Raw genomic sequence first — 26050 nt, 5'->3', positions numbered from 1 at the left:
CCGCCGACCACCCAGGATTGGTAGCCAGTCATGTCTCTTGAAATCGTTATTCTCGCTGCCGGTCAAGGCACTCGCATGCGTTCGTCGTTGCCTAAGGTTCTGCATCCGGTGGCAGGCAACTCCATGCTTGGTCATGTTATCCACAGCGCCCGGCAACTCGATCCACAACGCATCCATGTCGTCATCGGTCACGGTGCCGATGCGGTGCGCGAGCGCCTGGCGGCGGATGACCTGAATTTCGTGCTGCAGGACAAGCAGCTCGGCACCGGTCACGCCGTAGCCCAGGCCGTACCCTTCATTACCGCCGACACCGTGCTGATCCTGTACGGCGATGTGCCGCTGATCGAGGTGGAAACCCTGCAACGCCTGCTCAAGCAGGCGGGCCCTGAGCAACTGGGCCTGCTCACTGTCGAGCTGGCCGATCCGACCGGTTACGGCCGCATCGTGCGTGACGCTGCCGGCAAGGTGGCCGCCATCGTCGAGCAGAAGGACACCAACGAAGCCCAGCGCGCGATCACCGAAGGCAACACCGGCATTCTCGCGGTACCGGCCAATCGCCTCGGTGACTGGATGAGCCGACTGTCGAACAACAACGCCCAGGGCGAGTATTACCTGACCGACGTGATCGCCATGGCAGTCAGCGACGGCCTGGCGGTGGCCACCGAGCAACCCCACGACGCCATGGAAGTGCAGGGCGCCAACGATCGCAAGCAGTTGGCCGAGCTGGAGCGTCATTACCAGCTGCGGGCGGCCCGTCGCCTGATGGCCCAGGGCGTGACCCTGCGCGATCCTGCGCGTTTCGATGTGCGTGGAGAAATCAGCGTCGGCCGCGACGTGCTGATCGACATCAACGTGATTCTCGAAGGTCGCGTGGTCATCGAGGACGACGTGGTGATCGGCCCGAACTGCGTGATCAAGGACAGCACCCTGCGCAAGGGCGTGGTGATCAAGGCCAACAGCCATATTGAAGGCGCTGTGCTGGGCGAGGGCAGCGATGCCGGTCCGTTCGCCCGCCTGCGTCCGGGTACCGTCCTGGATGCCCGTGCCCATGTGGGTAACTTTGTCGAGTTGAAGAACGCGCACATGGGCGAGGGCGCCAAGGCCGGTCACCTGGCCTACCTGGGCGATGCCGAGATCGGTGCGCGCAGCAATATCGGCGCTGGCACCATTACCTGCAACTACGATGGCGCCAACAAGCATCGGACGGTGCTGGGCGAAGACGTATTCATCGGTTCCAACAACTCGTTGGTGGCGCCTGTGGATATCCAGGATGGCGCCACTACGGCGGCCGGTTCCACCATCAACCAGACTGTGGAAAAAGCCCAGCTGGCCGTGGCCCGTGCCCGGCAGAAGAACATCGACGGCTGGAAACGCCCGGTGAAAATCAAGAAGAGCTGAGTTATCCACAGTCCGATGCAAGGTCGGTGCTGTTCACTCTACCTATCGTGAGCAAACTCGCGGCTACAGGATTGATACCCATCTTTCTGTAGCCCGCGAAGCGCCACCCCTGTGGATAATTTCTTCAGGCTGTTATCCACAGCATTTTTTTCATTTCCCTCGCTTGACGAATTTCCGGCGATAGGTTTTGATTGCTTCCGTTATCTTTCGAATCGAAACTTAAGTGCTCATGTCGAAACGCAATACGCCCCAACGCCGTCACAACATTCTTGCCTTGCTCAATGAACAGGGCGAGGTGAGCGTGGACGAGCTGGCTAAACGCTTCGAAACTTCGGAAGTTACGATCCGTAAAGACCTGGCAGCCCTGGAGAGCAACGGCCTGTTGCTGCGGCGCTACGGCGGCGCAATTACCATGCCGCAGGAACTGGTTGGTGATATCGGCCAGCCGGTCTCCCGCTATAAACAAGCCATCGCCCGCGCGGCGGTGGCGCGGATTCGCGAACACGCACGCATCATCATCGACAGCGGCAGTACCACCGCGGCCATGATCCCCGAACTCGGCCAGCAGCCGGGCCTGGTGGTGATGACCAACTCGCTGCATGTGGCCAATGCCCTGAGCGAACTGGAGCACGAGCCGGTGCTGTTGATGACCGGCGGCACCTGGGACCCGCATTCCGAGTCGTTCCAGGGGCAGGTCGCCGAGCAGGTATTGCGTTCCTACGACTTCGACCAGCTGTTTATCGGTGCCGATGGCATCGATCTGGTGCGCGGGACCACCACCTTCAACGAGTTGCTCGGCCTGAGCCGGGTGATGGCCGAGGTGGCGCGGGAAGTGGTGGTGATGGTCGAGGCCGACAAGATCGGCCGCAAGATTCCCAACCTGGAGCTGCCCTGGAGCAGCGTCCATACCCTTATTACCGATGATCGCCTGCCTGCAGAGGCCCGCGACCAGATTCAAGCCCGCGGCATCACGCTGATTTGCGCGGCAGTCATCTAGGAGAGAAACCATGTGTGGAATTGTTGGCGCCGTTGCTGAACGGAATATCACGGCCATCCTGCTCGAAGGCCTCAAGCGTCTCGAATACCGCGGCTACGACAGCGCCGGGGTGGCGGTCCTGACCAACGATGGCAAGCTCGAGCGCATGCGCCGCCCGGGCAAGGTCAGCGAGCTGGAACAGGCCCTGGCCGGCGAGCCGCTGGTCGGTCGCCTGGGCATCGCCCACACCCGCTGGGCCACTCACGGCGCGCCGTGCGAACGCAACGCCCACCCGCATTTCTCCGGTGACCTGGCAGTCGTCCATAACGGCATCATCGAGAACCATGAAGCCCTGCGCGAGCAGCTCAAAGGTCTGGGTTACGTGTTCACTTCGGACACCGACACCGAAGTCATCGCTCACCTGCTGGACCACAAGATCAAGGACCTGGGCGACCTGACCGTGGCCCTGAAAGCCACCGTCAAGGAGCTGCACGGCGCCTATGGCCTGGCTGTGATCAGCGCCAACCAGCCGGACCGCCTGGTCGCCGCCCGCAGTGGCAGCCCGCTGGTGATCGGCCTGGGCCTGGGTGAGAACTTCCTGGCTTCCGACCAACTGGCCCTGCGCCAGGTAACCGACCGCTTCATGTACCTGGAAGAGGGCGATATCGCCGAGATTCGCCGCGACAGCGTGCAGATCTGGGATGTCGACGGCAAAGCGGTCGAGCGCGAAGCCGTGCAATACCGCGATGGTGCCGAAGCCGCCGAGAAAGGCGAATTCCGCCACTTCATGCTCAAGGAAATCCACGAGCAGCCAGCCGTGGTGCAACGCACCCTCGAAGGCCGCCTGAGCCCGAACCAGGTGCTGGTCCAGGCCTTCGGTCCACAGGCCGCCGAGCTGTTCGCCAAAGTGCGCAATGTGCAGATCGTCGCCTGCGGTACCAGCTACCACGCCGGCATGGTTGCCCGTTACTGGCTGGAAGAGCTGGCCGGGATTCCGTGCCAGGTCGAAGTGGCCAGCGAATTCCGCTACCGCAAGGTGGTGGTGCAGCCGGACACCCTGTTCGTGACCATCTCCCAGTCCGGCGAAACTGCCGACACCCTGGCCGCCCTGCGTAATGCCAAGGAGCTGGGTTTCCTCGCCAGCCTGGCGATCTGCAACGTCGGCATCAGCTCGCTGGTGCGTGAATCCGACCTGACCCTGCTGACCCAGGCCGGTCGCGAGATCGGCGTGGCCTCCACCAAAGCCTTCACCACCCAGCTGGTGGGCCTGCTGTTGCTGACCCTGTCCCTGGGCCAGGTCCGCGGCACCCTGGGCGAAGGCGTCGAAGCCACCCTGGTGGAAGAACTGCGGCGCTTGCCGACCCGCCTGGGCGAAGCCCTGGCGATGGACAGCACGGTGGAAAAAATCGCCGAACTGTTCGCCGAGAAGCACCACACCCTGTTCCTCGGTCGTGGCGCGCAATTCCCGGTGGCGATGGAAGGGGCGCTCAAGCTCAAGGAAATCTCCTACATCCACGCCGAAGCCTACCCGGCCGGTGAGCTCAAGCACGGTCCGTTGGCCCTTGTGGATAACGACATGCCGGTGGTCACCGTAGCGCCGAACAACGAGCTGTTGGAAAAGCTCAAGTCCAACCTGCAGGAAGTCCGCGCCCGTGGCGGCGAGCTGATCGTCTTCGCCGACGAGCAGGCCGGCATGACCAACGGCGAGGGCACGCATGTTATCCACATGCCGCATATCCACGACATCCTGTCGCCGATCCTCTACACCATCCCGCTGCAACTGCTGTCGTATTACGTCGCGGTGCTCAAGGGCACTGACGTCGACCAGCCGCGCAACCTGGCCAAGTCGGTGACGGTGGAGTGAGTTATCCACAACCGGGCTGATTTTTTCGGCCCGGTCGGCGCTTTGACAACGGGCCTATATGGCCCGTTGCCTTATGTCCGGATTGTTCAAAACAATATGATGAAACGATATAGCAACTGATTTGCGCTCCTAAAAAGGCTGATCTATACCTCCAAGCCACACATTGATGAGGTGTGTGGCAAGCAAGGGCTCACGGAACCGGAGCTCCTGCATAACAAGGATAAAAACAGCGCTTCAAGGATGATTCAGCCATGCATGTGTATCGGCATTTCGGTCGTTGTTCCGTTTTTCAACGAAGCCACAATTCTTCGATTCAGGTTTTCGGCCAGGTAGCTCATTGCCACCGGCGCTCGATTCGACCTGATTCCCCTCCTACCTATCGCCTTCGCGGCGCTATCCCTTTTGCCCATCGCGCCTCTATGGCTCCTCGGTCTCAACCGGGTGTCGGCGTGTGGCGTGAAACATCCGAGTGTTCCACCCGGGTGACCCTGGGCAACAGCCCGAACGGACTCTGTAAAGGTGATCCGTTGTTCTGAGGCAATCCTGCCTCGATTGAAGCGAATGTCGGACCGGATCGGCTCACCCCGCAGGTGACCCGAGGCGGATCCCGTGTAGTCGTTCGTCCAACCTTTTCATGACGCAGTACCCACTTTTCCAGGATGGAGATGGTTATGACTGTACTCAGAGTTGGCATCGTCGGCCTCGGCGCGCAGATGCAAGAAAACCTGCTGCCTACGCTTCTGCAAATGCCGGATATTCGCATCGTCGCCGTGTGCGACAGCGACTTGAACCGCGCCGGACAGATTCACCGTTTCATCTCCGAGGTCGCAATCACCGACGACTTCGACGAGATGCTCGATACCGCTGCGCTGGATGCGGTGGTCATGGCTTGTCCGCCCCAGGCGCACCGCGACCTGGCGATCAAGGCAATGGCCAAGGGCGTGCATGTCTTTGTCGAGAAGCCGCCGTGCTTCACCCTCGCCGAGCTCGAATACCTGATCGGCGCGGCTCGCCAGGCCCAGGTGGTCACCGGTGTGGGGATGAACTTCAAATATGCCAAGCCGATGCGCCAGCTGCGCGATATGACGCGCACCGAGCAGTTCGGCAAGGTCGTGCACATCCAGCTCAACCACTATGCGAGCAAACCCACCGCGCCGCTGTGGGGGCTGGATTCCACCCTGCGTTCGTTCCTGCTGGCCCAGGCGATTCACACCATCGACCTTGGCGTGACCTTCGGCGGTGGCGAATTGCGCGATATCGAATCCCGGGTGCAGCGCCACGAGGACTCGTTGCTGGTGAGCCTGGAGCTGGGCTTCAGCTCCGGTGCGACGGTCAGCCTGCTGAGCGGGACCATGTTCCCGTATTTCGAATTCGACATGAAGATTGTCAGCTCCAATTCGATGATGGTCGAGCTCAACAACCTGTGGAACATCACCCTGCACGAGCCGGTGCATGGCACCGGGGCAACCGGCACCGCCAAGCGCTGGCGCGGCGCGTGGCAGCCAGGGCCGCTGGATTCGGGTTATGAGCGCAGCGGTTATTTCGGCGAACTGGAGAAGTTCTTCGACGCGGTGCGCAACCGTTCGCCTTACGAGGCCAGCTTCGAAAGCCTGCTGCCGACCTTCCGGGTGATCGAGCAGATCTGTCATGCCGACAGCGCCCGCGCCGATGTCGCCCCCGTGCTTGCCCTCCACTCCACCCATGCCGCCAAATCCCCAGCCTTTCTCGGAGCCCAGACCAATGTCCTCTAATCTCTCCAGCGCTGCCCGCATTTCCGTTTCCGACAAGTACCGTCCGGTGTACGCCGACGATCTGCTGACCCTGCAGAACACCCTGGAACGGCCGCTGTCCGGCACCAGCGATGTGGTGGGCGAGTACGAGGCCAAGCTGGCGGCCTGGTTCGAGGCGCGGCATGCGATCGCAGTCTCCTCAGGTGGCGCGGCCCTGAGCGTGGCGATCTATGCCGCCGGCGTCGGTCCCGGCGACGACGTCCTGCTGACGCCGAGCTGCCCGCTGTGCACCATCTATCCGATCATGGCCGCGGGTGCCAACCCGATCTTCGTCGACACCCGCCGTCACGGTTTCGGCGCCGATCCGGAGTCGATCAAGGCCCGCATCACCCCGCGCACCCGGGCGATCATCGATATTCCGATGTGGGGCTACCCCACCGAAGTCGATGAGCTGCAAGGCCTGACCCGCGAGCTGGGGATCAAGCTGATCCTCGACCTGGCGCATTCCCATGGCAGCACCCTCAACGGCCGGCCGCTGTCGGCCTATGGCGACCTGTCGTGCTTCAGCACCCACGAGCGCAAGCCGCTGGCCACCGGCGAGGGCGGTTTCATCCTCACCGACGACGACCAATTGGCCCAGCGCTGCCGCGACTACAGCCGCTTCGGCAACCTCAACGGCAAGGACTTCGGCCTCAACTACAAGCTGGCCGCGCTGCCTGCCGCCCTGGGCGCCAACCGCCTGGATTCGCTGGCCGCGCAGATCGAGCAACGACGCGCCAATGCCAGCTACTTCCTGCAGCAGCTCGACCACAGCAAGGTGCGGGAAAAGGTCATCATCGAGGGCGGGCGGACCAACTACTACTTCCTCAACCTGGAACTGCATTTCGCCGACAACCGGGCCTTCATCGATTACCTGGACGAGGCGGGCATCCCGTCGGACATCAAGCGCTACGGCTGCAAGGCACTCTACGAGTTCCCGGCGCTGGCCCAGTACCGCAACGACTGCCCGAACGCCGAGGCGCTGCTGGCCAGCATGACCACCATCCCGGTCCATCCGGACATCACCCGCGCCGAACTGGACTACATGGCCGAACGGATCAACCAGTACGGTGCGCCATGATGACGGATGTCCTCGATCGTTCGACCCTGGACCGGCATTTCACGGCCTCGGCGTTCGTGTTGAACCCGGACCGCAAGATGCTCCTGCTGCACCATCGCAAGCTGGGGGTCTGGCTGTACCCGGGCGGCCATATAGAGCAGGGGGAAACCCCTGATGTGGCAGTGCTGCGCGAGATCTACGAGGAAACCGGGATTCACGCCGCCCTGCTGGGCGAGCGTGACCTGGAACTGGCCGATGCCGAGACCGATGTCACGGTGTTGCACCAGCCTTACCGGATCCTCTGCGAGTTCATCGATGACAAGCGCGGGCCGCATTACCACCTGGACCTGATCTACCTCACCGCCACCGACCTGCGGGCTTGCCCGCCGGAGCGCGAGGTGGAAAACGCGCGCTTCTTCAGCCGGCAGGAAACTGCCGAGCTGAAGATGTTCCCCAACTTCCGGCGCATGGTGGACCGGATATTCGCCGATGCCGAGGTGTGGGACATGGTCGGCAGGAAGGTGGCGCCATGAACCAGGCCATCTCCCGACCCACCCGGGTCATCGCGGACAAGTGCGGCCACGATACCGCCGACGATGTGCCCGAGCTGCAACGCGCCCTGGCGACAGGGCTGACCGGCACCTCGCAGATCGTCGAGGACTACGAGACTGCGCTCGCCGTGCTGTACGGCGTGCGCCACGTGATCGCTGTGTCGTCGGGGGCCGCTTCGGTCACCGCGGCACTGGCCGGCGTGCGCTTCCAGCCGGGGGACGAGGTGATAGTCGCGCCCACGTGCCCGATCTGCACCGTCCTGCCGATCCTGTCCCTGGGCCTGGTCCCGGTGTTCTGCGATGTGGCGCCGGACAACTTCGGGCTCGACCCGGATGACCTGCAACGCTGCATCGGCCCGCGGACCTGCGCGGTGATCGAGGTGCCGATGTGGGGCTATCCGATTGCCTCGCACACCACCTGGGCCACCGCGCGCCAGGCCGGCATCCCGCTGATCCAGGACCTGGCCCATGCGCACCTGACACGCCTGAACGGCAGCTGGTTGGCGCAGCATGGCGACATCAGCTGCTTCAGCACCCATGACTGCAAGTTCATGTCCACCGGTGAGGGCGGCTTTGTCATGACCGATGACGACGAGCGCGCCAGCCGTATCCGGGCCTACACCCGCTTCGGCAACCTCACCGGTGAAACCCTGGGCATCAACCTCAAGCTCGGTGGCCTGCAGGCCGCCCTCGGGCTGGCGCGTTCGCGGCAACTGGAAAGCCGGTTGCACCAGCGCCAGGACAACCGCCGGCGGCTGCTGGAGCAACTGGACAACCCGGCGCTGCGCGAGCTGCCGCTGACCCCCGGTGGAGAGGCCAACTCCTATGCCTTGCTGTTGCAGGCAGTGGGGCACGATGGGCGTGAACTGGTGCATTACCAGCAGCGTCATGGCATCCCTTCGGACATCGGCAAGTACGACAACCAGCCGCTGTACCAGTTGCCGCTGCTGGCGCAGTACCGCCGCGATTGCCCCAACGCCGCCCGGTTGCTGCGTTCGCTGACTACGGTGCCGCTGCACCCGGGCCTGGCGGACGACGACCTGGCCTACATTGCAAAGGTGCTCAATGACTACTCCCCAGCCTGATACCGCCGCGGGCGGTCGCCATGCCGTGGTCATCGGCGGCAGCGTGACGGGCTGCCTGACGGCCGCGGTCCTGGCCCGGCGTTTCCAGCGGGTCACGGTGATCGAGAAGAGCGATTTCTTCGACGAGACCGGGCCGCGCCAGAGCCTGCCCCAGGAGCATCACGTCCACCTGTTGTTGCTGCGCGGCAAGCAGATCATCGAAGGCATCTTCCCCGGCACCCTGAGCGCCCTGGAGCAGGGGGGCGCGCAAGTGGCCGACCTGGGCCATGACGTGAAGTGGTACCAGGGCGGGCGTTGGAAGAACCGCTACCGCAGTGGCATCTATGCCCATTACTGCAGCCGGCGGCTGATCGACAACCAGCTGCGCCGGGCCTTGCTCGGCGTGCTGAACGTCGAGGTGCTGTCCAGCACCCGGGTCACACGAATCGAGTTCACCGGGGCCGATCCGTCCCGGCGGGTCGAGGCGGTGACCGTCGACGATGGGCATGGCGAGCGGACGCTGCGCTGCGACCTGCTGGTGGACGCCAGCGGGCGTGGCACGCGCTTGCCGACGTGGCTGAAAGAGGCCGGCTTCGGCGAGGTCGAGACCAGCGTGGTCAAGACCGAGCTGGGTTATGCGTCGCGCATCTACCGGCGCCTGCCGGCCTATGCCGAGCAGTGGCAAGTGCTGCTGGTGCTGCCCAAGGCGCCGTTGCAGCGTTCCATGGGGGTGATCAGCCCGATCGAAGGCGACCGTTGGATGGTCACCACCGGCGGCTGGTTCGGCCACTTTCCCGGCAACGATCCGCAGGAGTTCCTGCAGGCGCTGGCGGCGCTTCCGGTGCCGGACATCCATGAGGTGATCCGCGACGCCGAGCCGCTGTCGCCGGTCCACACCTTCAAGATGCCCGGCAGCCGCCGCACCCACTTCGACCGGGTCGAGCACTGGCCCGCCGGGCTGCTGGTGGTCGGCGACGCCCTGAGCAGCATGAACCCGCTGTACAGCCAGGGCATGACCATCGGCGCGCTGGAGGCCGATTGCATCGACCGCCACATCGACGAGGTATTGCTGCAGGGAGGCCAGGGCTTTCGCCAGTTGCAGGGCCGCCTGTGCGGGGTGGTCGATGGCGCCTGGAGCATGGCCACCACCGAAGACTTCCGCTTTCCCGAAACCGTCGGCCAGCGCAGTTGGCGCACCCGTTTCCATCATTGGTACGGCGCCGGCCTGGGCCAGGTCTCGGCGAACAATCGGCGGGCCCTGGAAACCCAGATTGGCGTGACCAACCTGGTGATGGAGCCCAGCAAGCTATACACACCGGCGATCGCCTCGCGCATCGCCCTCAACGCCCTTCTTGCGGAGAAAACCCGACCATGATCGATGATCGACTGCACTTCTCGGGGATCGAACACCTGGTATTCGACTGGAACGGCACCCTGATCGACGACATCGCCCTGGCGGTCAGCGCGGTCAATCGCTGTGGCGAGCGCTATGCGGTGCCGCCCATCGATGCCGTTCGTTACCGGGCGCTGTTCGACTTTCCGATTGCCGATTTCTACGCCTCCCTGGGGTTCGATCTGCAGCGCACGCCCTTCGCGCAAATCGTCGAACACTACCTGGAGCACTTCGATACGAATGTCGCGCAGTGTCCGCTGCACGATGGGGTGTTCGAGGTATTGGAGGCGGCGCGCAATGCCGGCATCGGCGTCTCCATCGTGTCCGCCTCGCATTGCGACGTGCTGCTCCAGACCCTGGAGGCCAAGGGCCTGCGCGGGAATTTCGAGCATGTCGTGGGGCTGAGCCACAACCAGGCCACCAGCAAGACCGCCGAGGCCCTGATGCTCCAGGAGAGGCTCGGCACACCGGCCGGGCGCACCCTGTTCATCGGCGACACCCTGCACGACTACGACGTGGCGCGGGCCGTCGGCTGGAAGCCGCTGCTGGTCAGCACCGGCCATCAGGACATCGACCGCCTGCGGCAGGCCGACGCCCCGGTCTTCGGCGGGCTGGGCGAATTGCTGGGCCATTACGCCAGCGCCGAGCGGCGCGCCGTCGTTCGCGAGGGGGCCTGATCATGGACACTGCGCACATTGTCCTGCTTGGCCTGATCGCTGTTTCGCTGCTGTTGCGCGGGCTGGTGGCGTTCTATTACCGGGATGCGCAGCGGGTGCTGCGCCTGCTCAAGCTGATACCGCGCCTGGAAGGGCGGCGGGAGCAGTACTACCGTCCGCTGGATACCTGGTTCGCGCCGCTGCCCTTTGTCTGGACGTGGCTGGACATAGTCGCCGCGGTGCAGGCGGCGTCGATCTACTCGTCGCCGCTGGCCTGGCTGGCCGTGCTGTTGTGGAGCGGCGGGCGCATGCGCGCGTTGCAGGAGTTCGGGCACAACGCGGTGCACTTCGCCCTGTGTCGCCACCATGGCTGGCAGTGGTGGCTGAGCAACCTGTTCTACCAGTTCCCGATGTTCAAGCGCGACATGCGCAGCCGGCACCAGACCCATACCCTGGAGCACCATCGCCACCCCAACCATCCCGAACTTGATCCCAACCGCGCCCGGGTGCAGGCCGGCGGCTACGTTGCCGGCCTGTCGCCCAGCGGTTTCTATGGCCTGTTGCTGTACCCGCTGACCCCTCGCGGGGCCTGGGTGAATCTCACCACCCTGGTGCGCAGCAGCCTGCTCAACCACTCCCGCCTGACCACCCTGGCGCGCTGCCTGAGTGTGGCGGCGGTGGCGGCGTTGCTGTACGCCTTCGGCGGCTGGAAAGGCGTGTTGTTCGGCTGGTTGCTGCCGTTGCTGACGTCCTATCCGGTGTTTGCCTGGATCTCGCTGCTGACCGAGCACCGCTGGTTCATCGAAGGCAGCGCGCGCAACCGCCGCGAGCTGGAATACCTGGCGGGCCGACCCACCGATTACTTCGGGGTATCCGGCTGGCTGGTGCGGGTGTTCATCGCCCCGACGTCCGACGCCTATCACCTGGCGCATTCCCTGTACCCCGGCGTGCGCTGGAACTACCTGCCGGCGATCGACCGGCACCTGAAAATCCACGAACCGCGCTACAGCACCAACGCCAGCGAAGGGCTGCTGCTGCAGCGCGGCAATGCGCCCACGGCCTTGTCCGAACTCTATGAACGCCTGGTATGCAGCGAACACGAACCGTCCCCCCTGAAGTCGAGAGGTAGCCTGTGACCCATTCCACTCCAACCCCGCACGTTCAACGTATCGGCATCATCGGCGGCAGCGGCCTGCAACAGCTGCCGGGCCTGCAGGACATTCAGCAGGTGGAGTGCACGACCGCCTTCGGCACGCCGTCGTCGCCGCTCACCCTGGGCACGCTCAATGGCGTGCCCGTGGCCTTTGTCCAACGGCATGGCGTGGGCCATGTGATTCCGCCGGCCTCGATCAATGCCCGCGCCAACATCGCCGCGCTGCGCAGCGTCGGTTGTACGCAACTGCTGTCGGTCAGCGCGGTAGGCAGCCTGACCCACGATGCGCCTCCAGGCAGCTTTGTGCTGATCGACCAGTACATCGACCGCACCATCCAGCGTGACAAAACCTTTTTCGGCCCCGGGCTGGTCGGCCATGTGCCCTTCGGCGAGCCGGTCTGCGCGCGCATGCGCGGCGTGCTCGCCGAGAGTGCCGAGGCCAGCGATATCCAGGCACGCAACGGCGGCACCTACGTGGTCATGGAAGGCCCGCAGTTCTCGACCCGCGCCGAGTCTCACCTGTACCGCCAGTGGGGCGGCACGGTGATCGGCATGACCGCGATGCCCGAAGCCAAGCTGGCCCGCGAGGCCGAGCTTTGCTACGCGATGATCGCCATTCCGACCGATTTCGACTGTTGGCACGAATCCCACGAGCCGGTGAACGCTACGCTGGTGGCGCAACGCATGGCGGAGACCTTCAACCTGACCCGGCGCCTGGTGACCGAAGCCGTGACCCGTTTGGGCCGGCATGCCGGGGCCTGCCCCTGCGGTTGCGACCGCGCCCTGGACACCGCGGTGATGACCGCTCCCGAGCACCGCGACCCGCGCATGGTCGAGCGTCTGTTGAGCGTCGCGCCCAATGCCACTCATTTGTCCGCGAACAAGGAATGAATCGATGAACCAGGCCATCCCCACCAAGGACCGTGTGCGGATCCATCAGGTCGAAGTGCTTTCGGACAACTGGTACGTGTTGCGCAAGACCACCTACGACTTCCAGGGCCGCGACGGCGTCTGGCGCACCCTGGACCGGGAAACCTACGACCGTGGCAATGGCGCCACCATCCTGCTGTACAGCCGGGCCAAGCAGACGGTGGTGCTGACCCGGCAGTTTCGCTTCCCGGCCTTCGTCAACGAACACGACGGCATGCTGATCGAAACCTGCGCCGGGCTGCTGGACAAGGACGATGCCCGTACCTGCATCCACAAGGAGACGGAGGAGGAAACCGGCTACCGCATCCGTGAGGTGCGCAAGGTGTTCGAGGCCTTCATGAGCCCGGGGTCGGTCACCGAGCGCCTGCACTTTTTCGTCGGCGAATATTTCGACGAAGACAAGCAGAGCGAGGGCGGCGGCCTGGAACACGAGGGCGAAGAGATCGAAGTGCTGGAGCTGCCGATCGACCGCGCCCTGGCCATGATCGACAGCGGCGAGATCTGCGACGGCAAGACCATCATGCTGCTGCAGTACGCCAAGCTGCACCGCTTGCTGGAGGCCGCCGATGACTGAGCTCAATGCTATCAGCTCGATGGAGCATGCCGAGCTGGCCGAATTCATCGCCGGCATCAGCCAGCACATCGGCATGCCGGTGCGCCTGACCCGTTGCTCCACCTCGGAGCTGATCGAACGCCTGCACAGCGGCAGCGCCGGGGCCTGGGACCTGTTGCTGGGCACGGCGGCCACCGCCTTGCTCGACCCCGCCCTGGCCTGGCAATTGATGCCACTGACGGACATCGAATTCGCCGGCCTGCCGGAGGCGGCGGTGGCCACGGATCGCCGCTGGTTCGCGGCATCGGGTTTCGTCCCGGCCTTCTGTTATGACCCCAAGGTCCTCGCCCGCGAGGGCCTGGCGGTGCCGACCCGTTGGCAGAACCTGACCGCTCCCGAGTGGTCCGGGCGGCTGGCTTTGCCCGACCCTGGGCGTTCCGGTGCCGGCTACCTGCACCTTGGCGCATTGCTCGAACACTACGCTGAACAGGCCTGGCCGCTGCTGGCCCAGGTGGCCAGGCAAGCCCCTTCGATCAGCGGCTCCTCCACGGCGCCGATCGAGGCCGTCGTGCAGGGGCAGGCCTGGCTGGGGGTGACAGTGTCGACCGCGGCCACCCGCGCCGCCGAACAGCACCCGCACCTGCGCTGGTGCGTGCCGGAAGATGCGCGCTGTTATGAGGACGAGGTGTTTGCCTGTCGGGCCGGCTCGCCCAACGCCGCCCATGCGCAGCAGGCGTTGCAGTGGATGCTCACGCCTGCCGCGGCGGCGATCAGCCAGCGTTATGGCAAGGTGGTGCCGGGCCAGGCCCATCCGACCGGAGCGCTGCAACCGCTGCCGGCCGTGCAGGCCAGTCGGGACAAGGCCGCGCGCTGCCGGCAATGGCAGGCGCTGTTCAGCCGGGAGACGGCTCATGGCTGAAGCCGCGCGGGATTCCAGTCAGGCGCTCGGCCGCCAGGAGCAGGTCCGTGAAGCGCGCCCGTGGTTCGTTTACCTGCTGTTCGGGCTGTTCGGCGCCCAGCAAGGGTTGCTCGGGCCGATCATGCCGTTCCTGCGCGAAACCCTGGCGCTCGACCTCGGTTGGGCCGGCCTGCATTTCGCCGCCTATGCCGCCGGCCTGGCGCTGGTCGGCTGGCCCTATCGCTGGCTGGAGCGACGGGCGCGGTCGACGAGCATGAGCACCATCGCCTGCCTCTCGGTGGTGATCGCCAGCAGCCTGTTCGCGCTGGCCGGGCACTGGTCGCTGACCTTGCTCGCCGCCGGGGCGATGGGCCTGTCGGGTGGGTTTGTGCTGGCGGTGGGGCAGGCGGCCCTGGGCGAGCGTTATCGCGAGCAGGCCGCGCCGAGGCTGGTGGAGGCGCATATAGTCGCCGGGCTGTGCGTGCTCGGCGGCGCCTTGCTGGTGGGGAGCATGACCGGCCTGGGGCTGTCCTGGCGCCTGGTGCCGGGCAGCATCGCCGCCATCGCGCTGCTGGTGACCGTGCTCTCGCTGAGTACCTGGAACGCCCCGGCGATACTCGCCGCCGCCCATCAAGCCAGCGAGAGCGGGCAGAGCCTCATGACCCGGCGGGTTCAACTGAGCCTGTGGGCCTTGGTGCTGCTGGGGATCTCCGCGGAATGGGGCGTCGGTTTCTGGGGCGCGGAATACCTGGCCGTGCACGTCCAGGTCAGCGCCTCGGCCGCGGCCACGCTGATGAGCCTGTATTTTGCCGGCACGGTGTGCGGGCGCCTGGCCAGCCGTTATGCGTTGAGCCGCATCAGCCCGTTGCCGCTGCTGGTCGGCGTGATGCTCGGGGCCATCGCCACCCTGGTGCTGCTGTACTTCAGCCAGACCCAACTGCTCACTGCCTTGTTGATCTTTGTCCTGGGTGCCTGCCTGGGCAATTTCTTCCCGTTGATCCTCGGTTCGGCGATGCGTGTCGCGCCCCGGGCCAGTTCGGCCATCAGCGCCCAGGCCTCCCAGGCGGTGGGCGTGGCGCTGTTGCTGGCGCCGTTCCTGCTCGGCTTGCTGTCCGCGCGGATCGGTGTCGAAGCGGCTTTCAGCCTGTTGATCGTTTATCCCTTTCTCATGCTGCCGATCGCGCGCGGTCTGCATTTTCCCGGAGCACGCCCTTGAAGCTTTCTGCCCTGCTGTTCGATCTCGACGGCACCCTCATCGACACCGATGACCTGCACCTCAACGCCTACAACCAGTTGCTGGCGCGCTGGGGCAAGTCCATGAGCCTGGATTACTACAAGGCCCATGTGATGGGCTTTCCCGACGACATGATTTTCTCCGGCCTGTTTCCCAATGCCCCGGCGGCGCAGTACCCGGAGCTGGCGGCGCAGAAGGAGGCCATGTTCCGCGCCCAACTGCGCGAGACCACGCCGGTGCCTGGCGTATTGCGCACCCTGGATTATGCCCAGGCGGCCGGCATTCCCATGGCGGTGGTGACCAACGCACCCCGGGAAAACGCCGAAGCCATGCTCCAGGGCCTGGGGATTGCCGAGCGCTTCGATGCGCTGGTGATCGGCGGCGAGCTGGCGCGCGGCAAGCCCGACCCGCTGCCTTACCTGACCGCCCTGCAACTGCTGGAGGTGAGCGCCGATCAGGCGCTGGCCTTCGAGGACTCGCTGGCCGGTGTGCGTTCCGCGGCGGCGGCGGGCATCCACACCTTCGGCATGCTGTCGGGGCTCGAGGAAACTCAGCTTCGCGAGGCGGGTGCGCGGAGTATCATCCGGGACTTCAACGATGAGGCCTTGTGGCAGCGACTCCAGGTCCCTGCCTGAGCCCGGGCGGTCCATGCGGGACGGTGCCGGGGCAGGGCGCCGTACTGCGAGGACCGCCATGGACCGATTCCAGGAAATGCAGGTGTTCATCAGCGTCGCCCAGGAGCAGGGCTTCGCTGCCGCGGCCCGGCGCCTGGGGCTGTCCGCGCCCAGCGTGACCCGGGCGGTGGCGGCGCTGGAGCAGCGTATCGGCACCCAGTTGCTGACCCGCACCACGCGCAATGTGCTGCTGACGGAAGCCGGCCAGCGTTACCTGGAAGACAGCCGGCGCATCCTCGCCGAGTTGCAGGACGCCGAGGCCTCGGCCGCCGGCATCCATGCCCTCCCGCGCGGCCAACTGACGATCACCGCGCCGGTGCTGTTCGGCGAGTTGTTCGTGACCCCGCTGATGGTGGATTACCTGGAACGCTTTCCCGAGGTCAGCATCAATGCCCTGCTGGTCGATCGGGTGGTGAGCATGGTCGAGGAAGGCATGGACGTCGCGGTGCGCATCGGCGAGTTGCCCGACAGCGGCCAGCACGCCATGCGCGTCGGCGAGGTGCGGCGGGTCATCTGCGCGTCCCCGGCTTTCCTGGCCCGGCATGGGCGGCCGCGCCATCCGCAGGAGTTGCGCCAGGCGCCGCTGATTGCGCCGTCGTCCATCGGCCAGTCCAGGAGCTGGCTGTTCAACGAGGGCGGAACCCCCTTGAGCGTTCGTCCGGAGCCGCGGCTGGTGGTTACCGCCAACCAGGCGGCGATCAGTGCCGCGTGCCTGGGGCTGGGCCTGACCCGGGTGCTGTCGTACCAGGTCGCGGGCAAGGTGGCGGCTGGTGAGCTGGAGATTGTTTTGGCTGAGTTCGAATTGGCGCCGCTGCCGATCCATGTGGTGTATCAGGGCGGGCGCAAGGCCCCGGCGCGGGTGCGCAGTTTCGTCGACTTCACGGTGCAGGCGCTGCGCGAACATCCGGCGTTGCAGTCGTAGCGTGGATCATTACGCTGGCTGAAATGATGGATTGTGTTTTCTGGTGATTCTGTTGTTTTGACCTGAGAGAGAAGATGGCGTCCGTCAGTGCCGCTCTTGTGAGCCGCACCCCTGCCCAGCGGAGTCTGCCATGCACGCCATCAAGCTCTACAACTTCCCCCGTTCCGGTCATGCCCATCGCGTCGAACTGATGTTGTCGCTGCTGGGGTTGCCTTTTGAGCTCATCTTCGTCGATCTGGCGAAAGGCGAGCACAAGCAGGCGGCCTTCCTGGCGCTGAACTCTTTTGGCCAGGTGCCGGTGATCGACGACCAGGGCGTGGTGCTGGCCGACTCCAACGCGATCCTGGTGTATCTGGCGCAGAAGTACGGCCAGGGCCGTTGGTTGCCCAGCGATCCGGTTGGCGCGGCACGGGTCCAGCGCTGGTTGTCGGTGGCGGCGGGACCGATTGCCTTCGGCCCGGCGGTGGCGCGGCTGATCACCGTATTCGGCGCGCAGCGCAACGCCGAGGAGGCCATCGACCGTTCCCATGCGTTGCTCAAGGTGGTCGAGCAGGAACTGACGGCCAGCCCTTACCTGGCGGGCAGCGAACCGACCATCGCCGATATCGCCGGCTACAGCTACATCGCCCACGCCCCCGAGGGCAATGTGTCGCTGGCGGATTATCCACAGGTCCGCGCCTGGCTGGCGCGCATCGAAGCCTTGCCCGGCTTCGTCGGTATGCCGCGCACCGCGGTGGGCCTGCAAAGCGCCTGAACCTGGCGGCCCGGCACCTCCCGGGCCCGCTGACTGCTGCGTCATCGACGCAGGGGAGACTCATGATGAATACCGAATCCCCCTGGCACGCAGGAGAAACCCGCCTGCAAGCCCAGGCCGGCGTGGCCGAGCGCATGGAAGTCGTCGGGCGCAAGGTGATCCGCAGCGAGATGCCCGACCAGCACCGGCAGTTTTATCAACAGCTGCCGTTCATGCTGCTCGGGGCTGTGGATAACCAGGGCAACCCCTGGGCCAGTGTGCTCGAAGGGGCTGTCGGTTTCGCCCACTCGCCAACCCCTGGGCGGCTAAGGCTCGACAGCCTGCCAGCCGCCGAAGACCCCGCCCAGCTGACGCCGGGCGCGGCCATTGGCCTGCTGGGCATCGAGCTGCACACCCGGCGGCGCAACCGCCTCAACGGGCGGATCGTCGAGCTGGACCACAGCGGTTTTGCCCTGGGGGTCGAGCAGTCCTTCGGCAACTGCCCGCGCTACATCCAGCTGCGTCAGTTCGAGTCGGTGCCGCTGGCCGCGCACCGGCCGGTGCAGCGCCTGAACGTGCTGGATGAAGAGGCGAGGGCGATGATCCGGGGCGCCGATACGTTTTTTGTCGCCAGTTACGTGGAGGTCGAGGGACGGCTCTGGGTCGATGTTTCCCACCGCGGCGGCCCGGCCGGCTTCGTGCGGGTCGAGGGCAACCGCCTGAGCATTCCGGATTTCGCCGGCAACCTGCACTTCAACACCCTGGGCAACCTGCTGCTCAACCCCCGCGCCGGCCTGCTGTTCATCGACTTCAGCCGTGGCGACCTGCTGCAGCTCAGCGGGCGCACTGAAGTCGTGCTCGACGACCCGCAGATCGCAACCTTCCCGGGCGCCGAGCGCCTGTGGCGCTTCGAGGTCGAACAACTGGTGCGCCGGCCTGCGGCGCTGGCCCTGCGCTGGCACCAGAGCACAAACCTGTAGGAGCGAGGCTTGCCCGCGATGGTCGTTAACGATGACGCGTGTTGACTGGGTAAACGCGGCGCTCTCAAGTCCATCGCGGGCAAGTCGGATCGCCGCCCGCTCGCTCCTACAACGCAACCTCAGGCGTAGGACAGGGCTTTTTCCTCCAGCAGCTCCTGGTACAGCTCGCTCCACCTGCGGCCCATCTCGTCGGCGGTGAACAGCTGCCGGTAACGGGCTTCGGCCTTGAGGCCCATTTGCGCGGCCTGTTCCGGGTTGTCCCAGAGCTGGCGCATGGCGGCGCGGAAGGCCAGGGGATCGCTGGGCGGCACCACCAGGCCGGTTTCGCCATGGATATTGATATAGCTGGTGCCGGTACCGATCTCGCTGGAGATCATTGGTTTGCCGTACATCGCGCCTTCGAGTAACGAGATGCCAAACGCCTCGGAGCGCAAGTGCGAAGGGAAGACGATGGCGTAGCTCAGTTGCAGCAAGGCCACCTTGTCTTCATCCCCCAGCCGGCCGAGGAAATGCAGGTTGCGCAGGCCCAGGGCCGCGGCCTGGGCATGCAGCTCGGCCTCGAGCGGGCCGGCGCCGACGATCACCACCGGGTAGTCCACGTCCTTGAGGGCATCGAGCAGGATGTGCAGGCCCTTGTAGTAACGCATCACCCCGACGAACAGGAAAAAACGCTCGCCCAGGCGCTGGCGCCACCGGGCCATGCGTTCGCTATCGGGCTGTGGATAACCGGCCTTGTTCAGGCCGTAGGGGATGACCCGGGTCTTGTCCGGGAATTGCTGCAGCACATCGCTGGTGTGCAGGTAGTTCGGCGACGCGGCGACGATCCGGTCGACACTGCCCAGGAAGCGATTCATCAACGGCCGGTACAGCTTGAGCAAATGGCGCTGGCGGATGATGTCGGAGTGGTAGGTGGCCACGCAGGGCTTGTTCATGCCACTCACGAAATGCACCAGGTCCATGAACGGCCAGGGGAAGTGGTAGTTGACCACGTCGGCTTCGGCAGCCATTTCGCGGAACTGCTTGAACACGCTGTAGGAGAAACCGGTGGAGGCGAACTGTATGTCGAGCTTGGCCCGGTGCACCTCATGCTGACCGAGCTTGAGTATCGCGGGGTGCGGGTCGGCGCTGAGGGTCAGGACCTGGCCTTCGATACCCTGTTGGGCGCCGCTTTCGCAGAGTTGGAAGATGACCTGTTCGATACCGCCGACCGAGTCAGGCAAATAGGTTTTGAAGAAATGTAAGACCCGCATTCAGCCTCCTATAGCCTGACGGTAGGTGCGCGCGGTGATCTGCGCGCAGTGCCTCCAGGAAAACCGCCCGGCTTGTTGCAAACCCGCTTCGCGGCATGCCTGCCAATGGGGCTCATCGTCGATCAAGCGAAGCATAGTGCTGTTCAAGCCATGCACATCGCCAGGCTCGACATAATTGCCGGCCAGACCCGCGACTTCCGGCATGGCCGAACGCCGCGTCACTACCACCGGTGTGCCACTGGCCATGGCTTCCAGGACCGGAAGACCGAAGCCTTCATACAGCGATGGAAAGATCAGCGCCCTGGCTCCGGCCACCAGCTGCGCCACCTGTTCGTCCGGCAGGTAGCCCAGCAGTCGTACATGGCCGCTGGCCAGGGCCTTTTGCAGGGTGTCGCTGAATTGTCCTTGCTCCCAACCCGCCATGCCGACGATCAGCAACGGATAACGTTGGCGCAGCGCTGGCGGCAGCTGTTCGTGGGCCTGCAGGGCCTGGGACAGGTTCTTGCGTGGTTCCAGCGTGCCGACGCACAGGAAGTAGCCTTGAGGCTGCAGGCCATGGACTGCGAGGCTGTGTTCCAGCTCGGCATGCTCACGTGGATGGAAGCGCGGGGCGACGCCCAGAGGCGCCACGACAAAGCGATCGCGCGGCAGGCCGAAATAGTCCTGGGCTTCATCGGCGATGAACTGCGAGTCCGTCAGGATCAGTCGCGCCTGTTCCACGCCTGCGCCAAGACGCCGCTCGATTTCCTTCAAGCGGGCCGGCGGCTGGGTCGAGGGGTAATGCAGGTGAGTCAGGTCATGCAGGGTCATCACGGTCGGGCCTTCGAACTCCAGCGGCCACAGGCTGGGCTCGTGGTAGAGGTCGATCGCTGCAGGCTGCCCCTGGTCGAAGCGTCGCTGTTCCAGCCAGCGCCGTGCCTGGTAGGCCCCGGGGATCTGTCGCAGCCAAGGGGCCACTTGGGAGTAACCCGGCATGGCCGCCGCCGGCAGCTCGGGGCTCCAGCCCCAGCCGTGGAACAGTGACAACTCCAGCCCCTGTTCGGTGACCAGGGCCGAGGCCAGTTCCGCTACGTAATGACCGATACCGGTGCGGGGCGACTGGAGAATGCGCGCGTTAAGGGCTATCCGCATCGTGCGTCTCCATGACCGAGGGGGCGTGGTTCCTGTGGAACACAATGCGTTCGACCAGTTGGGTACTGGCTTCTCGCCAACCCAGCCAGCGCCAGTCATCGACATGGCGGGCCGCGGGAAACACGCCGCTGGTTTCCTGCTGGATGACCAGGTCGGCCAGGCTCTGCGGATTGTTCAGGTCGAAATAGGCCATGAACTCGCCGCCGATCTCGCGAAATACCGGGATGTCGCTGCCCATGGCGGGCAAGCCGCGCTGCATGGCCTCCACCAGAGGCAGGCCGAACCCTTCGACATAGGAGGGGAACACCAGCGCCGTCGCCTTGGAATAGGCGTACTCCAGGCTGTTGTCGTCCAGGGAGTTGAACATGAACAGGCGCCGGTTCAACTCCGGGTGCCGGCGAATCCGCTCGATCAGCGCCTCGCACTTCCAGCCGATGCGCCCGGCGATGCACAGGCGAGCCTGGGAATCGCTGGCCCAGACGCGCTCGAAGGCGTCGAGCAGGAACCCGTGGTTCTTGCGGGGTTCGATGGTGCTGACCATCAGGAAGACCGCTGCCTGGCCCTTGAACAGCTGGGCCAGGTCCGGGTTGATCCGAGCGTTTTCACTGCACTGGTCCAGTTCCGAACCCAGGTGGAAATAGTCGAACCAGCGCTGTGCCACCTGTTGGCGCCCGACCCGGCGGAGCATCTCTTCGCGGACCTGGTCGCGGATGGTCGCGGAAATGGCGATGTAGCCGTCGGCGGTGCGCGCTATCCAGTCGAACCAGTGGTTGAACACCCGGACCAGCCCGGCGTCGCAGAACTGTGGGTGGGTCAGGGGGATCAGGTCATAGATCACCGAGACGATACCCACGCCATCGCGCTTGAGTTGTTCGGCCAGGGGAAAGAAGTCGGCATGCCAGGATGAGTCCAGCAACACCAGTTGATCGCCCGGTTGATGTTGCAGCGGTACGCAGCGCTGGGGGATTTCCCGGGTGTTGAGGAACCGGTTGCACAGCCGCAACGGAATGCTGAAGCAGACCAGTGCGGTCAAGCGGCACGCCACATAGAGCAAGCGGCGCGCAAGGTAGGAATCGAAGGGTTTGCGTCGCTCCAGGGTGCGGTGACGCAGCCAGAAGACGTTGGCCATCTGTTCCAGGCGCACCCGCAACCCCATCAGGTTCCAGCGCTCGGGTTTCAACGGCTTCAGGCTCAATACCCGCAAGAGCTGGCCCTTGAGCATGACCACCGGAATGCATTCGACCGAGGCATCGGCCGCGGGCAGTTCACGGATAACGTTGCGCACCACACGCTGGATGCCCGAGTTGGTCTCGGGGTGTTCGAACACATAGGTGCATTCAATCAACAGTCGGGTCATGGAGCGGCTCGCTGAGGCATTGACTGGGTGGACTTCGACGGTGAGCGGACAATGCTGGTCCGCGCCTGCAGCCAGGAACAGCCGACGAAGTCTTCCTGGCGGTTGTTGATGACGTGGAAGACCAGGCCGTAGTCGCGCCATTCGAAGTTGCGATCCAGATGCGAATCCAGCCGCGACAGGCTCAGGGCCACGGAGTAGTTGCCCTTGCCCAGGCCCATGGTGAAGGCAAAGCGGAAGGTGACCTTTTCGCCGGCGCTCAAGTCGGTCAGGGCCTGGTCCAGGCGATGGGTGTTGATGCCATACATGGGCTGGCCGAGACGGTCCTTGATCATGAAGCCCAGCACCAGCCGTTCGATGTCCTGGCGTACCTCGACCTGTACTTCCAGCACCACCGGCTGACCGACTTCGGCCATTTCGATCGAGCGCTCGCGCTCGTCACGCAGGTGCACGCTGAGGATCCCGGCTTCGCCGGTGCCGGAAATGGTCCGCACCTGGCCGTTGGCGAGCATTTCCTGGCGCACCGTCTGGCCTTCGCGTTCGGCGAGCATGGCGTTGTAGTAGTCCATCACTTCTTCCGGCTTGCCATGCATGGCCACGCGGCCCTGCTCGAGCAGGATCGCGGTGTCGCAGATCGACTGGATCGCCGAGCGGTCGTGGGAAACGATCAGCAGGGTAGTGCCGGCGCGGCGGAAGCTGCGGATGCGCTCGAAACTCTTGTGCTGGAAGTAGGCGTCGCCCACCGACAGCGCCTCGTCGACGATCAGGATGTCCGGGCGCCGGGCCGTGGCCACGCTGAACGCCAGGCGCATCTGCATGCCGCTCGAATAGGTGCGTACCGGGTGATCGATGGCCTCGCCAATTTCGGCGAAGGCTTCGATTTCTGCCATCAGGGCTTCGATTTCCTCGACCTGCATGCCCAGCAACTGGCCGGCCATGACCGCGTTCTGGCGCCCGGTGAAGTCCGGGTGAAAACCCATGCCCAGCTCCAGCAACGCCGCCACCCGGCCTCGCAGGTGGATCTCGCCGCAGGTCGGCTGGGTGGTGCCGGTGATCATTTTCAGCAAGGTGCTTTTGCCGGCGCCGTTGACCCCGACTATGCCCACGGCCTGGCCCGGCTCGATCTCGAAGTCGACGCCCTGCAGCACCCAGTGCAGGTGATGGCGCGGCCTGGAAAACGGAATCATCCACTCGAACAGCCGGCTCCAGCGGTTCGGGTACTGCTTATAGGCCTTGCCCAGGCCAGTGACGCGTATATGTCCCATCAGAGCTCATCCACCATTTCACCGACGCGCTGGCGGAAAAGCCGCAGCCCCATGGCACAGAACAGCAGGCTGATCACCAGCATCGGGGTCAGCGAGCTCCATTGCGGCCACTGGTCGTACAGGAACAGGTTCTGGTAGCTGTGCATCAGCGCGGTCAGCGGGTTGAGCGCCAGCAGGCGCTGGATCGACTCGGGCAGGATGCTGATGGGGTAGACGATGGGCGTCAGCCAGAACCAGAACTGCAGGAAGATGCCGAAGAACTGCGCTACATCGCGAAAGAACACGTTCAGCACTCCGAGGATCATCCCCAGGCCGGTGCAGAACAGCACCTGCAACAGCAGCAGCGGGATCAACGCCAGCAGCGCCAGGCCCGGCAGGCGCCCGGTGATCAGCAGGAAGCCGAGGAACAGGCCGAGGATGATCGCGAAGTTGATGCCGGCGTTGAGCAGCACGATCACCGGCAGGCAGATGCGCGGGAAGCTGATCTTCTTCAGCAGGTTGGCGTTTTCCAGGAACATGCTCTGGCTGCGCAGGGTCAGCTCGGAAAACAGGCCCCAGGTCAGCAGCCCGGCACAGAGGTAGACGCTGTAGGCCAGGCCGTCCTCCACCCCCGGCAGGCGGGCGCGCATCACCTGGGAAAAGATCACCGTGTAGACGACGATCATCGACAGCGGGTTGAGCACGGTCCACAAGGCGCCGAACAGCGAGTTGCGATAACGCGCCTGGAACTCGCGCTGCACGCTGCCGAGGATGAAGCCCCGGTAGCTGCGCAGCGAGCGGTACAGATTGAGCAGCATCAGGCCGTCCTGCCGTATTGGTCTTCGAAGCGGACGATGTCGTCCTCGCCCAGGTACTCGCCGCTCTGCACTTCGATGATGACCAGGTCGATCACCCCCGGGTTCGCCAGTCGATGCTTGTGCCCGGCGGCGATGAAGGTGGATTCGTTGCTGTTGACCAGGTGCGAGCCGTCGCCGTTGTTGGTGACCATGGCCGTGCCCTTGACCACCACCCAGTGTTCGTTGCGATGGTGGTGCATCTGCAGCGACAGCGCCGCGCCCGGCTTGACCACGATTTTCTTGATCTTGAAGCCCGGGCCTTCCTCCAGCACGGTGTAGCTGCCCCAGGGCCGACTGACCGTGCGATGCAGGCGATAGGACTCGTGGTTGCGGTCCTTGAGCTGCCGGGCCACCTGGCGCACGTCCTGGGCGCGGTCGGCGTGAGCCACCAGGATGGCGTCGGCGGTTTCGACCACGATCAGGTTGTCGACGCCGACCGTGGCGATCATCCGGCCCTCGCTCTGCACGAAGTTGCCGTGGCTGTCGATGAACAGGGCTTCGCCGGTGGCGCGGTTGTCCTGGGCATCGGCGTCGACCAGGGCGCTGATCGCGCCCCAGGAGCCGATGTCGCTCCAGTCGAACCGGGCGGGCACCACCGCGACCTGGTCCGAAACCTCCATCAATGCATAGTCGATGGAAATGTCCGGCATCTCGGCGAAATGTTCCGCCGACAATTCATGCTGGAGGATGCGCCCGGTTTCCACCGGTGTGCTCGCGGCCAGGCAGGCGCGGCCCAGTTCCAGCAGCTCGGGGGCGTGCTGTTGCAGCTGCTCCAGCAGCGTGGCGACGGTGAAACAGAACAGGCCGGAATTCCACAGGAACCGGCCGCTTTCGAGGTAGCCCAGGGCGGTCTTCAGGTCGGGCTTTTCCACGAAGCGCAGCACCCTGGCGGCGCCCTGGTCGTCGAGAGCGTCGCCCGACTCGATATAACCAAAGCCGGTTTCCGGCGCGTTCGGAGTCACGCCGAAGGTAACCAGATGCCCGGTCTCGGCCAGTTGCGCGGCATGGGCGACCGCGCTTTTGAAGGCTTCTTCGTTGCGGATCAGATGGTCGGCGGGCATCACCACCAGGGTCGCCTGGTCACCATGCCGGGCCTGCACGGCCAGGGCTGCGATGGCGATGGCCGGGGCGGTGTTGCGGCCCGAAGGTTCGAGGATGAAATGCCCGAGGTGCCGATCCAGCCGGGCGGCCTGGAAGTGATCCTTGCTTTGAAAGAAGTGGTCGCGGTTGGTCACGGTGACGATGTCGCCGCTGCCCGCCAGCAACCCGGTGGCGCGGCGGTAGGTCTTGCCCAGCAGGCTCTGGCCGTCGGGCAGGATCATGAAGGGCTTGGGATGACCTTCGCGCGAAACCGGCCACAAGCGGGTCCCGGCACCGCCGGAAAGAATCACTGGAATCAGCATGCC

The 26050-nt window shown here is 64.9% G+C and carries 24 protein-coding genes; 18 read left to right on the top strand and 6 right to left on the bottom strand.

Annotated features, from left to right (window positions below):
• Nucleotides 1–30: 30 nt before the first annotated feature.
• The 18 genes from glmU (at nucleotide 31) to J4D28_RS07820 (ending at nucleotide 18808) form a co-directional block, all read left to right on the top strand.
• Nucleotides 31–1398, top strand: coding sequence for a bifunctional UDP-N-acetylglucosamine diphosphorylase/glucosamine-1-phosphate N-acetyltransferase GlmU (gene glmU, locus J4D28_RS07905; RefSeq protein ID WP_023967699.1), 1368 nt, complete (start codon nucleotides 31–33; stop codon nucleotides 1396–1398).
• Nucleotides 1399–1627: 229 nt separating this feature from the next.
• Nucleotides 1628–2395 carry a DeoR/GlpR family DNA-binding transcription regulator gene (locus J4D28_RS07900; protein ID WP_007924514.1) on the top strand — a complete coding sequence of 256 codons (768 nt, stop codon included), beginning with the start codon at nucleotides 1628–1630 and terminating at the stop codon, nucleotides 2393–2395.
• Nucleotides 2396–2405: 10 nt separating this feature from the next.
• The gene (gene glmS / locus J4D28_RS07895) at nucleotides 2406–4238 is read left to right on the top strand and encodes a glutamine--fructose-6-phosphate transaminase (isomerizing) (RefSeq protein WP_016703954.1); all 1833 of its coding nucleotides are present in this window, start codon (nucleotides 2406–2408) and stop codon (nucleotides 4236–4238) included.
• Between the two features lie 671 nt (nucleotides 4239–4909).
• Nucleotides 4910–5989, top strand: coding sequence for a Gfo/Idh/MocA family protein (locus tag J4D28_RS07890; RefSeq protein WP_009051693.1), 1080 nt, complete (start codon nucleotides 4910–4912; stop codon nucleotides 5987–5989).
• Complete coding sequence (locus tag J4D28_RS07885) at nucleotides 5979–7088, top strand: DegT/DnrJ/EryC1/StrS aminotransferase family protein (RefSeq protein ID WP_009051692.1); 1110 nt, start codon at nucleotides 5979–5981, stop codon at nucleotides 7086–7088. The genes J4D28_RS07890 and J4D28_RS07885 overlap by 11 nt, the downstream gene beginning before the upstream one ends.
• Nucleotides 7088–7600, top strand: a complete 513-nt coding sequence (locus J4D28_RS07880) for an NUDIX hydrolase (RefSeq protein WP_016703956.1) — start codon at nucleotides 7088–7090, stop codon at nucleotides 7598–7600. Before J4D28_RS07885 ends, J4D28_RS07880 begins: the two co-directional genes overlap by 1 nt.
• Entirely contained in the window at nucleotides 7597–8703 is a 1107-nt protein-coding gene (locus tag J4D28_RS07875) for a DegT/DnrJ/EryC1/StrS aminotransferase family protein (RefSeq protein ID WP_103330789.1), read from the top strand. Before J4D28_RS07880 ends, J4D28_RS07875 begins: the two co-directional genes overlap by 4 nt.
• Entirely contained in the window at nucleotides 8684–10057 is a 1374-nt protein-coding gene (locus J4D28_RS07870; protein ID WP_009051689.1) for an NAD(P)/FAD-dependent oxidoreductase, read from the top strand. The genes J4D28_RS07875 and J4D28_RS07870 overlap by 20 nt, the downstream gene beginning before the upstream one ends.
• Nucleotides 10054–10752 carry an HAD family hydrolase gene (locus J4D28_RS07865; RefSeq protein ID WP_103330790.1) on the top strand — a complete coding sequence of 233 codons (699 nt, stop codon included), beginning with the start codon at nucleotides 10054–10056 and terminating at the stop codon, nucleotides 10750–10752. The genes J4D28_RS07870 and J4D28_RS07865 overlap by 4 nt, the downstream gene beginning before the upstream one ends.
• Before the next feature lie 2 nt (nucleotides 10753–10754).
• On the top strand, nucleotides 10755–11867 hold the full coding sequence (locus tag J4D28_RS07860) for a fatty acid desaturase (RefSeq protein ID WP_103330791.1): 1113 nt from the start codon (nucleotides 10755–10757) through the stop codon (nucleotides 11865–11867).
• On the top strand, nucleotides 11864–12775 hold the full coding sequence (gene mtnP, locus J4D28_RS07855) for an S-methyl-5'-thioadenosine phosphorylase (protein ID WP_028683596.1): 912 nt from the start codon (nucleotides 11864–11866) through the stop codon (nucleotides 12773–12775). Before J4D28_RS07860 ends, mtnP begins: the two co-directional genes overlap by 4 nt.
• 4 nt (nucleotides 12776–12779) lie before the next feature.
• Nucleotides 12780–13388 (top strand): GDP-mannose pyrophosphatase NudK, encoded by a 609-nt coding sequence (gene nudK, locus J4D28_RS07850; RefSeq protein WP_009051685.1) that lies wholly within the window; start codon nucleotides 12780–12782, stop codon nucleotides 13386–13388.
• On the top strand, nucleotides 13381–14286 hold the full coding sequence (locus tag J4D28_RS07845; RefSeq protein ID WP_103330792.1) for an ABC transporter substrate-binding protein: 906 nt from the start codon (nucleotides 13381–13383) through the stop codon (nucleotides 14284–14286). Before nudK ends, J4D28_RS07845 begins: the two co-directional genes overlap by 8 nt.
• Nucleotides 14279–15481 (top strand): sugar MFS transporter, encoded by a 1203-nt coding sequence (locus tag J4D28_RS07840; RefSeq protein ID WP_053267931.1) that lies wholly within the window; start codon nucleotides 14279–14281, stop codon nucleotides 15479–15481. The genes J4D28_RS07845 and J4D28_RS07840 overlap by 8 nt, the downstream gene beginning before the upstream one ends.
• The gene (locus J4D28_RS07835) at nucleotides 15478–16134 is read left to right on the top strand and encodes an HAD family phosphatase (RefSeq protein ID WP_009051682.1); all 657 of its coding nucleotides are present in this window, start codon (nucleotides 15478–15480) and stop codon (nucleotides 16132–16134) included. Before J4D28_RS07840 ends, J4D28_RS07835 begins: the two co-directional genes overlap by 4 nt.
• A 58-nt stretch (nucleotides 16135–16192) precedes the next feature.
• On the top strand, nucleotides 16193–17095 hold the full coding sequence (locus J4D28_RS07830; RefSeq protein WP_038635714.1) for a LysR family transcriptional regulator: 903 nt from the start codon (nucleotides 16193–16195) through the stop codon (nucleotides 17093–17095).
• A 130-nt stretch (nucleotides 17096–17225) separates the two neighbouring features.
• The gene (locus tag J4D28_RS07825; protein ID WP_016703962.1) at nucleotides 17226–17849 is read left to right on the top strand and encodes a glutathione S-transferase family protein; all 624 of its coding nucleotides are present in this window, start codon (nucleotides 17226–17228) and stop codon (nucleotides 17847–17849) included.
• Between the two features lie 65 nt (nucleotides 17850–17914).
• A complete protein-coding gene (locus J4D28_RS07820; protein WP_041988044.1) occupies nucleotides 17915–18808 on the top strand; it encodes a pyridoxamine 5'-phosphate oxidase family protein in 894 nt (297 codons plus the stop codon).
• A 119-nt stretch (nucleotides 18809–18927) separates the two neighbouring features.
• Here the strand turns inward: J4D28_RS07820 and J4D28_RS07815 are convergent, their stop codons facing one another.
• Genes J4D28_RS07815 through J4D28_RS07790 form a run of 6 tightly spaced genes read right to left on the bottom strand, consistent with a single transcriptional unit; the run spans nucleotide 18928 to nucleotide 26047 of the window.
• Nucleotides 18928–20058 carry a glycosyltransferase family 4 protein gene (locus J4D28_RS07815; RefSeq protein WP_016703964.1) on the bottom strand — a complete coding sequence of 377 codons (1131 nt, stop codon included), beginning with the start codon at nucleotides 20056–20058 and terminating at the stop codon, nucleotides 18928–18930.
• Complete coding sequence (locus tag J4D28_RS07810; RefSeq protein WP_009051677.1) at nucleotides 20059–21189, bottom strand: glycosyltransferase family 1 protein; 1131 nt, start codon at nucleotides 21187–21189, stop codon at nucleotides 20059–20061.
• On the bottom strand, nucleotides 21173–22546 hold the full coding sequence (locus tag J4D28_RS07805) for a glycosyltransferase family 1 protein (RefSeq protein ID WP_103330793.1): 1374 nt from the start codon (nucleotides 22544–22546) through the stop codon (nucleotides 21173–21175). The genes J4D28_RS07810 and J4D28_RS07805 overlap by 17 nt, the downstream gene beginning before the upstream one ends.
• Nucleotides 22543–23808 carry an ABC transporter ATP-binding protein gene (locus tag J4D28_RS07800; RefSeq protein ID WP_103330794.1) on the bottom strand — a complete coding sequence of 422 codons (1266 nt, stop codon included), beginning with the start codon at nucleotides 23806–23808 and terminating at the stop codon, nucleotides 22543–22545. Before J4D28_RS07800 ends, J4D28_RS07805 begins: the two co-directional genes overlap by 4 nt.
• Nucleotides 23808–24605, bottom strand: a complete 798-nt coding sequence (locus tag J4D28_RS07795; protein WP_009051674.1) for an ABC transporter permease — start codon at nucleotides 24603–24605, stop codon at nucleotides 23808–23810. Before J4D28_RS07795 ends, J4D28_RS07800 begins: the two co-directional genes overlap by 1 nt.
• Entirely contained in the window at nucleotides 24605–26047 is a 1443-nt protein-coding gene (locus J4D28_RS07790) for a mannose-1-phosphate guanylyltransferase/mannose-6-phosphate isomerase (RefSeq protein WP_103330795.1), read from the bottom strand. The genes J4D28_RS07795 and J4D28_RS07790 overlap by 1 nt, the downstream gene beginning before the upstream one ends.
• Nucleotides 26048–26050: the final 3 nt, after the last annotated feature.

This window comes from Pseudomonas sp. GW531-T4, assembly GCF_017349615.1.
Lineage (GTDB): Bacteria > Pseudomonadota > Gammaproteobacteria > Pseudomonadales > Pseudomonadaceae > Aquipseudomonas > Aquipseudomonas chlororaphis_I.
Note: the sequence above shows the minus strand (reverse complement) of the source record. Positions and strands in the feature narration are given on the sequence as shown.